Source organism: Alkalibacterium sp. m-11 (assembly GCF_054658155.1).
In genome coordinates this window covers 1-4,880 of record NZ_BAAGIR010000139.1, presented here as the reverse complement: position 1 = coordinate 4,880, position 4,880 = coordinate 1, and the positions used below count along the sequence as shown (strand labels likewise).

The 4,880-nt window shown below is 40.4% G+C and carries 4 protein-coding genes; 3 read left to right on the top strand and 1 reads right to left on the bottom strand.

Features of this window, described 5'->3' with window-relative positions:
• Nucleotides 1-242: 242 nt before the first annotated feature.
• On the top strand, nucleotides 243-1,376 hold the full coding sequence (locus ACYQ2O_RS10505) for a baeRF6 domain-containing protein (RefSeq protein WP_459796575.1): 1,134 nt from the start codon (nucleotides 243-245) through the stop codon (nucleotides 1,374-1,376).
• Nucleotides 1,377-1,687: 311 nt separating this feature from the next.
• Nucleotides 1,688-2,293 (top strand): 30S ribosomal protein S4, encoded by a 606-nt coding sequence (gene rpsD / locus ACYQ2O_RS10500; protein ID WP_091264530.1) that lies wholly within the window; start codon nucleotides 1,688-1,690, stop codon nucleotides 2,291-2,293.
• A 79-nt stretch (nucleotides 2,294-2,372) separates the two neighbouring features.
• Here rpsD and ACYQ2O_RS10495 read toward each other — a convergent pair whose 3' ends face one another.
• On the bottom strand, nucleotides 2,373-2,831 hold the full coding sequence (locus ACYQ2O_RS10495) for a GAF domain-containing protein (RefSeq protein WP_459796573.1): 459 nt from the start codon (nucleotides 2,829-2,831) through the stop codon (nucleotides 2,373-2,375).
• Nucleotides 2,832-2,963: 132 nt separating this feature from the next.
• On the opposite strand from ACYQ2O_RS10495, the gene ACYQ2O_RS10490 reads away from it, so the two are divergent.
• Nucleotides 2,964-4,682, top strand: coding sequence for a septation ring formation regulator EzrA (locus tag ACYQ2O_RS10490; protein ID WP_459796572.1), 1,719 nt, complete (start codon nucleotides 2,964-2,966; stop codon nucleotides 4,680-4,682).
• The last annotated feature ends 198 nt before the right edge of the window (nucleotides 4,683-4,880 follow it).

Below are 4,880 nucleotides of genomic sequence, written 5' to 3'. Positions count from 1 at the left end.
TGGAAATGAGATGGTTCCTGTTTACTATAAGAGTATTCACGGTATCGTCTACGATAATTCAGAACTGAAAAAGTAATGGCTACGCACTATCCCAAAAGGGCGAAGGCGTAGCCGAAGCTTTTTTTATATGAATACTCAGCATATTCTTAGACATTTTTTAGTGTATTAGCTATGATGTACATATAGCACTCTTTATTGAGATGCTTCTCAGTGAAGAGAATAATGAATGGAAGGTGACGCATATGCAAGAACTTTTAACATTCCCGACAGACGAACTGTTTAAAGAGTACGAGGTAGTCGTTTCGATCTCACTGAACAATGAATCGAATGCAGTAGAAATAGAAGCGAACCAGATTCAGTTCCAGAATTTACTGAAAGAGGCAAAAGTTAAACTTTGTGAGCTGTACGATGAGAAATATTGCAATACGCTTCTCGAAAAAGTGAAGCCGCTTGTAGATCATTCAGATTTCTGGAGACAGATGACTCAAAGTGTCGTCTTTTATCTCACCCCGGACGAAGTCTACTATTACCGCTTGAGTGTGCCAATTCACACTGGAACTGTAGTAGCTGAACAACCATATATCTTACCATTGATCGCCAATTTCCAGTATGTAAGCTATTATCACCTGCTGGCTCTGAATCATGATAAATTCAGTTTATATAACGGCAGACGCAACAAACTGCAGGAAATAGATCTGCCTGAAGAAGCCCCTGACACACTGACTAAAGCTTTAGGGGACGAGCTGACTGGTGGAGAGCTCAACGTCGGATCTTATAATGGAAGTGAAGGGAACAGTGGTGGCGTCTTTCACGGACATAATGAGAAAAGCAATGAAGTTGAGATTGACCAGGAAAATTATTTCCGTGAAGTTGATAAATATGTCTTTGAACATTATTCCAAGCCGACAGAACTACCTTTAGTCCTATTCGCTCTGCCGAAAAATATAGCAGATTTTGAACGTTTGTCAAAAAATGAATACCTTGACGAAACACGTATTGAAGCTTCTCCATCGCAGTTATCATTTAATGAGATTCAATCACATACTTCTGAAGTGGTGGATGAGATCATTAACCGCAGATACAAGAAACTCGTTGAGAAATTTAACGAAACGACACCTGAATATCGACTTGAAGCCCAGTATAATGACTTGGGAATGGCAAGTATTCAAGGGAAAATCGACGTTCTTCTGATCGAAGACGATTACCAGGTCCATGGTGAACTTGATGAAAACGGACAGTACCAGGAAAGCACAGAAACTAAAAAGTATGTAAACCAGCTTGTTCATAACGTACTCAAGACTAAAGGAGACGTCTATGTTCTGGAAAAAGCCAGCATGCCTTCAGATACAGGTATTGCTGCAACTTTAAGATTCTGATTCATAAAGAATAAGAGTAAAAGCCGGGGCCAATGACTCCGGTTTTTATTTTAACTAAATGTCCCTATCACCTTGACTTACCGACTTATTATCGGTATACTGACCTTTGTGTAAAATATCGCAGCGGGAAGCGGTAACCGCGTCAACAGTTTCTTGCCATATGAATCATATGAGCGCAATTGTGTAACCAGCGGCTGCAATTGGTGAAGATTGAAAAGAAACTGCACGTATTACTAAGCTTCCATTCGTTATTTTACTCCATTGCAGTTTTTGAATAAAACTGACAACAATTTAAATGGAGGAATCCCAAAATGGCAAGATACACAGGACCATCATGGAAAAAATCAAGACGTTTAGGCATCTCTTTGACCGGTAGCGGAAAAGAACTGGCAAGACGTCCATATGCACCAGGTCAGCACGGACCTACTGCGCGTATCAAACTATCTGAATACGGCCTGCAGTTAAAAGAAAAACAGAAACTTCGTTACATGTACGGGTTGAACGAACGTCAATTCTTCAACTTGTTCACTAAAGCAGGTAAAATTCGTGAAGGTAAGCACGGTGTCAACTTCATGGTGCTGCTTGAACAGCGTCTAGATAACGTTGTTTACAGACTTGGACTTGCGACTACTCGTCGTCAGGCTCGTCAGCTTGTAAACCACGGTCACATCACTGTAAACGGCAAACGTGTCGATATTCCATCATTCCACGTATCAGTTGGAGATGTAGTCGGCGTTCGTGAAAAATCTAAAAACCTTAAAATTATCAAAGAATCAGTTGAATCTATTTTTGGTCGTCCGGACTTTATTACGTTCGACGATGAAAAGCTTGAAGGATCTCTTACACGTCTACCACTGCGTGAAGAAATGCCTGCTGAAATCGATGAAGCGTTTATCGTTGAGTACTACAACAGATAATCCGATATTAACAGTATAAAAAAGCCTTCTGTCATTAAATCGACAGAAGGCTTTTTTAGATTGACTGGACACGTCAGAATTAAAGAGCTTCGAGGAGAACATTACAGAATTCTTCCAGCATTTTTTTGTCATCTTGCGAGAAACGATTCTTGATTGGCGCATCAATATCAAGGACACCGATTTTTCTACCGTCTTTGATAAGCGGAACTACAATTTCTGACTCACTGGCTGCATCACAGGCAATATGACCTGGAAACTGATGAACATCAGGAACGACAATTGTTTCTTCGTTCTTGAATGCCGTGCCGCATACTCCGCTGCCGTCCTTTATTCGAACGCAAGCTACTTTACCCTGGAAAGGACCCAGGACGAGTTCCTGATCAGTTGTGTCCCACAAGTAGAAGCCAGCCCAGTTTACGTCTGTCAAGTGATCAAAAAGCAGAGCAGAGGCATTGCTAAGATTGGCTATCTGGTTAGGCTCATCTGCCAGAACAGCCTGAAGCTGCTTATTTATCATATAATTCAGTTCTTTTCCCATGATTCTTTCCCTTCGCTACTTATGTTTTTTTTTAGAATTTGCTTGCTAGTATAACATAATTGATCTAAGTTTGATATACTATATAAAAGAGAACAACGGTAGACTCTCGTATCTACTGCTGGAGGGAATAAAATGACAATCGAAATTGTCGTAGCAATCAGCATCGTCATACTTGCAGTGATAGTGTATTTCAGTACATATTACCTCAAGAAAACACATTATACTGATATCGACCGACTGGATCACAAAAAAAAGGACGTATTCAGTTATTTGCCTAATGAGAAAGCAGATAAGCTTGAAAGAATGGCAATTAGTGGCCAATCTAAAGCATCAGCTGAAATGGCTGTCAGTAAGGTGAACTTGATCAATGATGAACGACTGCCGGAAGTAGAGGCGTTTTTATTTGATGCCGAACAAGCCACAGATCGTTACCGGTTCAAGCAGGCTTCAGACTATCAGAAAAGAGCAGATGAATCGCTGAAAGCTATTGAAGAAGATGTCAAGCAGATAGTCAGTACGATCGATGAATTGCTGCAGCGTGAAGAAGCGAATCTGAAAAAAGTCGATGCCATTAAGAAAAGGTACCATAAAATTAGAAAAGAACTGCTGGCGAACAGCTTTACTTTTGGCGACAGCATCAATAATCTTGAAGACAAACTGGGTGACATTGAATCCAAGTTCACCTCGTTTTCCGATCTGACAGCATCAGGAGATCACGAAGAAGCTAAGCTGATTGTATCTAAACTGGATAAAGATATGTCAGCGATGGAAAAGCTAATGAGTCGTATTCCTGAACTGATCAAGACGATCAACACGTCCTATATCAAACAGAAAGAAGAGATAGTCGAAGGGTACAGCACTCTGACTGAACAAGGGTATCTCTTTCCAGAAGCAAATGAAATGGAAAATAAGCTGAACAAGCTCGATAAGGATATCATTGAACTGAAATCTCATGTTGAGGAACTGGATATTAAAAAAGCAGATTCTCAAAGTGAAGCCGTCGAAATACAGATCAATGACTTATACGATCTTATGGAAACTGAAATTGAATCCAAGGCATCGGTAAACACCTTAATCAAGAAACTGAAGAAGATCATATTGTACGTTCAGGAGCAGAATCGTGAAATGGGCTTTGAACTTGACCGGATCAACCAGAGCTATACCCTCTATCAGAATGAGGAGAATCAGTATAAAGACCTGAAAGAGGCCCTAAAAGAACAAGTCAAACTGATCGGTGAGGTAGAAGCAGAGCTTTCAGAAGAACAAATACCGTACTCAACTGCAGAAGGGTTACTTAAAAAGAGCTTCGAGCAGTTGGAGAATGTGTCCCGGACTTATGAGACAATGTCGAAACAGCTCTATTCCTATAGAGAGAAAGAGCTGCAGATCAAAACTGATATTGAAGAAATGGAAATGGCATTAAGGGAAATGAAACGTTACATTGAAAGCAAGCATCTTCCGGGTCTGCCGAAAGCTTTTCTGGATCTCTTTTTCTACACAACAGATCACCTGGAGGCTTTATCCAAGGAACTCGCCAGACCTCGTCTAAATCTGAAAGAGGTGCTATCTCTTCATAAAATGTGTGAAGACGATATCGAATCACTGGCAGACCAGACCGACGCGATCGTCGATGAAGCTCTCCTGACAGAACTGACCAGCCAGCGCCTATACAGACATAAAGACGAACATCCAGAAGTAATCGAGACAATCAAATACAGTGAATCGCTCTTCCTGGATGAGTATGATTATAAAACTGCCCTTAAAATGGTCAGAGAAAAACTGGAAACAATTGAGCCTGGTGCATATCAGACCCTATCCGAAGAGTATAAAAAAGATAAATCGTATGATTAAAACTTAATTTACGGGAAAAGTCAGTCTAGTACTGGCTTTTTTCACGGTCAGCATACTGCGGGTAATACACCAGTCTATGTGTAAAATAGTTGTCGGAAAGTAAAATAGTAGGGCAAGAAATTAAAGTAGACAAAAAGAAAGAAGACCCTTAATCTAGAGATAACCACAAATCCAGAAAAGAGGTCTTCTTATGAATCA

What these genes read in the sequence shown, in the direction of transcription:
- ACYQ2O_RS10505 (WP_459796575.1), top strand. Translation starts at nt 243, where the DNA reads ATGCAAGAACTTTTAACATTCCCGACAGACGAACTGTTTAAAGAGTAC.
- rpsD (WP_091264530.1), top strand. Translation starts at nt 1,688, where the DNA reads ATGGCAAGATACACAGGACCATCATGGAAAAAATCAAGACGTTTAGGC.
- ACYQ2O_RS10495 (WP_459796573.1), bottom strand. Translation starts at nt 2,831, where the DNA reads ATGGGAAAAGAACTGAATTATATGATAAATAAGCAGCTTCAGGCTGTT.
- ACYQ2O_RS10490 (WP_459796572.1), top strand. Translation starts at nt 2,964, where the DNA reads ATGACAATCGAAATTGTCGTAGCAATCAGCATCGTCATACTTGCAGTG.